Consider the following 3,868-nt stretch of genomic DNA (forward strand, 5'->3'; position numbering starts at 1 on the left):
CAACGTCACCGCATCAAGCAGCGCCAGCCCCCGCCCCGACTCGTCCTCCCCCGTGGCACACACGAGAACGGGGAGGGAATGCGGCTCAGGGTCGGCCACCTCGACCCGGATCCGGCCGCCGTCCGTACGCTCCACCCGTACGCGGACCGGGGTCCCCTCCCCCACATGCCGGACCACATTGGCGACCAGCTCGGTGACGCAGAGTTGGACGTCGGCGCAGGGGGCGCCCAGGTGCCGACGGACCGTGCGGCGCAGGTCGGGTACGGCCTTGGGGAGGGCGAGCAGGTCGAGTTCGAGAGCGGGCGAGGCGTTCACTGCGCGGCCGCCTCTCGGAGTACGGCGGCGAGTTTGCGCGCGGTGGCGGCGTTGCAATTGCCGAGCGCGATCAGTCCGGCCGAGGGCGGGTACGTACCCGCGAAGGTCGGCAGGTCCACGCTCAGGGAGGGAAGCGTGATGCCGTGGGCGGCGAGGGCGACCTGGAGTTCGCTGACGCAGCGCTCCACGTCGTGGGCGGTGGGGGTGGGAGGTTGCGGGTCTTGCATGGGTACGCCTTTCCATACGTGCACCGAATGCGCTCAGTGACGATTCAGACACACATTGACGTCAAGAGGCGTACCGTAAAAGAGGTTTGAGCTTCCGGGCGCGAACTGTGGAACTGGGCACGGCAGTTGTGGATTGGGCGGAAGCCATGGTGCGACGCAAGGACATCGACGGCTCGGAGAGCGTCCCGACGTTCTACGGCAAGGAGCTGCGGTGGAAGCGGGAGGAGGCGGGGCTCACGCTTCAGCAGCTGGTCGAGGGGAGCTTCTACGGACAGAGCCACCTCAGCGAGATCGAGCGCGGGGAGCGGCGCATGCCGCGCGAGCTGGCGCAGCACGTGGACCGGGTCCTGAAGACCGACGGCTTCTTCGAGCGCCGGTGCGAGGACGTGCGCAAGGCGCGAAGGTCGGGGCACGCGGAGTACTTCGCGGATGTCGCGGAGATGGAGCGGCTTGCGGAGACGATCGAGGACTGGGCGCCGATGATCGTGCCTGGACTGCTGCAGACGGCTGCGTATGCGCGTGCGATCGTACGGGCGGCCATGCCCTGGGCCTCGGACGACGAGGTCGAGGAGAAGGTGAGTGCTCGGATGGCGCGGGCGGAGCTCTTCAACTCAGAGAATCCGCCGAAGTTCTGGGCGATCCTCGACGAGTCGCTGATCCGTCGCCCGGCCCTCCCGGACGAGCAGATGGCCGAACTGCTGGATCACATCGCTGAGGTGGTCCGGACCACGCATTCCATTCTGCAGATCGTCCCGGAGAAGGCCGCCGCTCACCCGTTCATGATGGGCATGACCAGGATCATGACCTTCCCGGACGCTCCTCCCGTGGTGTACGTCGAGAGCCTGCACAGCGGCCAAGTCATCGACTACCCGGCGCTCGTGAAGCAGTACCGAGAGTCGTACGATCTGCTCAGGGCCGCCGCACTGCCGCCTGAGGCGTCCCTGGCCATGATCGAGGCTGCGGCAGAGGACTATCGAAATGGCAAGCCAAGAGATTGATTTGACCGCTGCGCTCTGGCGGAAGAGCAGCTACAGCAACGGCACCGGTGGTGAGTGCGTAGAGGTAGCGCCCGGTCATCCCGGAGCAATCCCCGTCCGCGACTCCAAGTCCCAGAACGGCCCCGTACTCCTGATCGGCCCCACGGCCTGGTCCGCCTTCATCGCGAATCTCGGCGAGTAACTGGGATGAGAACCGGTCACACGCGCCCCCGCAACTCCCCCTTCACCACCTTCCCGCTCGCATTCCTGGGCAGCTCCCCCACGAACTCCACCACCCGCGGCACCTTGTAGTTCGCCATCTCGCGGCGTGCCCAGGCGATCAGGTCGTCCGAGGTCAGGGTCGACTCGGGGCGGCGTACGACATAGGCCTTGCCCACCTCGCCAAGGCGGCCGTCCGGGATGCCGATCACCGCGACGTCCGCCACGTCCGGGTGGAGGCCGAGGAGTTGCTCGATCTCCGCCGGGTACGCGTTGAAGCCGCCGACGATGAACATGTCCTTGATGCGGTCGGTGATGCGGAGGTTGCCCGCGGAATCCAGGACGCCGACATCCCCCGTACGCAGCCAGCCGTCCGGCGTCAGCACGGCGGCCGTCGACTGCGGGTCCTCGAAGTAGCCCCGCATGACGTTGAAGCCGCGGACCAGGACCTCCCCCGGGGTGCCGGGTGGCAAGGCCGCTCCCGTCGCGTCCACCACCTTCACCTCCGCGTCGGGGATCGCCCGCCCCGACGTGGACGCGATCACCGCCGGCTCGTCCCCCCGGCGGCACATCGTGACGATGCCGCTCGCTTCGGAGAGTCCGTACGCGGTCAGGACCGTCCCGACGCCGAGTTCCGTACGGAGGCGTTCGACGAGCTGGAGGGGGACGACGGCCGCGCCCGTCACCACCAGGCGCAGGGCTGAGAGGTCGTAGGAGTCGCGGGACGGGTGGTCCAGGAGGGACTGGTGGAGCGTCGGTGGGCCAGGGAGGACCGAGATCCGTTCCGAGGCGATGTTCGCCAGCGCCGTGTCCATGTTGAACACCGGCTGCGGGATCATCGTCGCGCCCCGCGTCAGGCAGGCGATGACGCCGGCCTTGTAGCCGAAGGTGTGGAAGAAGGGGTTCACGATCAGGTAGCGGTCGCCCCTGCGGAGCCCTGCCAGTTCGCTCCACACCTCGTACGCCCGCAGGGTCTGCGCATGCGTGATCACCGCACCCTTGGGACGGCCGGTCGTACCCGAGGTGAAGATGATGTCGGAGGGCGAATCGGGGGACAGGGCCGCTGAACGCTCCCGTACCTCCGCCTCCCCCACCCCGTCTCCGCTCGCCAGGAAGTCCTTCCATGTACGGAAGTCGGCGGGCGCGTCGTCCGACAGCACCACCACCTGCTCCAGGTGCGGCAGTCCGGGGAGAGGTCCATTGCCCGGCCCTTCCGATCCCGGCCCCTCCGAAGCCGCCCTCCGCAGCGACGCCACATACGACGTCCCCAGGAACGTCCCCGTCACGAACAGCAACCTGGCCCGGCTGCGCTCCAGCACATACGCCGCCTCGGCCCCCTTGAAGCGCGTGTTCAGCGGTACGAGCACCGCCCCGGCCGACACCGCGCCCAGCGCCGAGACGATCCAGTCCAGCGAGTTCGGCGCCCAGATGGCCACGCGGTCGCCGGTCTGGACACCGTTCGCGACGCAGGCCGCCGCGGCTCGCTCCACGCGGGCGCCCAGTTCCGCGTACGAGATGCGCGTACGGCCCTCCACGACCGCCTCGGCGTCCCCGTACCGGTCGGCCGCCGCACGGACCAGCCCCGGGATGCTGCCCCACTCCAGGTCCCCGCGCATCGCAAGCCTCCCCATACCAACAGGCGTACCACTAGCTGACTACCCGTCAGATTAGCTGTAGCCTGACGCACTGTCAGCAGTGCGGACTCCAGGGAGGTATGTACCCATGGCCGGGCTCAAGGACGCGACCGCCATCGTCGGGATCGGTCAGACCGCCTTTGCCAAGCAACTTCCGGAGTCCGAGAAGACCTTGGCCTGCCGTGCCGTCCTGGCCGCGCTCGACGACGCCGGGATCCCGCCGAGCGAGGTCGACGCGCTCGCCTCGTACACGATGGAGGAGACCGACGAGGTCGAGCTGGCGAAGGCGATCGGCGCCGGGGATCTCACCTTCTTCAGCAAAGCGGGTTACGGCGGGGGCGGTTCGTGCGCCACCGTCGCCCATCTCGCCGCCGCCATCGCCACCGGTCAGGCTTCCGTCGGGGTCGCCTGGCGGTCGCGGAAGCGGGGTTCCGGGCCGAGGCCCTGGAAGAACACGGCCGTCCAACTCCCCACCCCTGCCCAGTCTGTCTCTTAA

The 3,868-nt window shown here is 68.6% G+C and carries 5 protein-coding genes and 1 pseudogene; 3 read left to right on the plus strand and 3 right to left on the minus strand.

Features of this window, described 5'->3' with window-relative positions:
- Both G6048_RS50720 and G6048_RS50725 read right to left on the minus strand, forming a co-directional pair.
- Window positions 1-315 (minus strand): ATP-binding protein (locus G6048_RS50720; protein ID WP_328829070.1); only part of this gene is annotated, 315 nt, incomplete at its 3' end.
- The gene (locus tag G6048_RS50725; RefSeq protein ID WP_235991132.1) at window positions 312-542 is read right to left on the minus strand and encodes a hypothetical protein; all 231 of its coding nucleotides are present in this window, start codon (window positions 540-542) and stop codon (window positions 312-314) included. The genes G6048_RS50720 and G6048_RS50725, both read right to left, overlap by 4 nt.
- A gap of 146 nt (window positions 543-688) precedes the next feature.
- Here G6048_RS50725 and G6048_RS47205 point away from each other — a divergent pair, with 146 nt between their 5' ends.
- Both G6048_RS47205 and G6048_RS47210 read left to right on the plus strand, forming a co-directional pair.
- Entirely contained in the window at window positions 689-1,540 is an 852-nt protein-coding gene (locus G6048_RS47205; protein WP_165345770.1) for a helix-turn-helix domain-containing protein, read from the plus strand.
- A 1-nt stretch (window position 1,541) separates the two neighbouring features.
- Complete coding sequence (locus G6048_RS47210; protein WP_408056250.1) at window positions 1,542-1,721, plus strand: DUF397 domain-containing protein; 180 nt, start codon at window positions 1,542-1,544, stop codon at window positions 1,719-1,721.
- Window positions 1,722-1,737: 16 nt separating this feature from the next.
- Here the strand turns inward: G6048_RS47210 and G6048_RS47215 are convergent, their stop codons facing one another.
- Window positions 1,738-3,354 carry a FadD3 family acyl-CoA ligase gene (locus G6048_RS47215; protein ID WP_165345772.1) on the minus strand — a complete coding sequence of 539 codons (1,617 nt, stop codon included), beginning with the start codon at window positions 3,352-3,354 and terminating at the stop codon, window positions 1,738-1,740.
- Between the two features lie 106 nt (window positions 3,355-3,460).
- On the opposite strand from G6048_RS47215, the pseudogene G6048_RS47220 reads away from it, so the two are divergent.
- Window positions 3,461-3,856, plus strand: a pseudogene (locus G6048_RS47220) (lipid-transfer protein); the annotation flags it as partial.
- Window positions 3,857-3,868 lie beyond the last annotated feature (12 nt).

Origin of the sequence: Streptomyces ureilyticus (assembly GCF_011045025.1) — a bacterium.
GTDB lineage: Bacteria > Actinomycetota > Actinomycetes > Streptomycetales > Streptomycetaceae > Streptomyces > Streptomyces ureilyticus.

Bases quoted from the DNA above. Each gene is read 5' to 3' on its own strand.
- G6048_RS47205 (WP_165345770.1), top strand. From the start codon at position 689: ATGGTGCGACGCAAGGACATCGACGGCTCGGAGAGCGTCCCGACGTTC.
- G6048_RS50725 (WP_235991132.1), bottom strand. From the start codon at position 542: ATGCAAGACCCGCAACCTCCCACCCCCACCGCCCACGACGTGGAGCGC.
- G6048_RS47215 (WP_165345772.1), bottom strand. From the start codon at position 3,354: ATGCGCGGGGACCTGGAGTGGGGCAGCATCCCGGGGCTGGTCCGTGCG.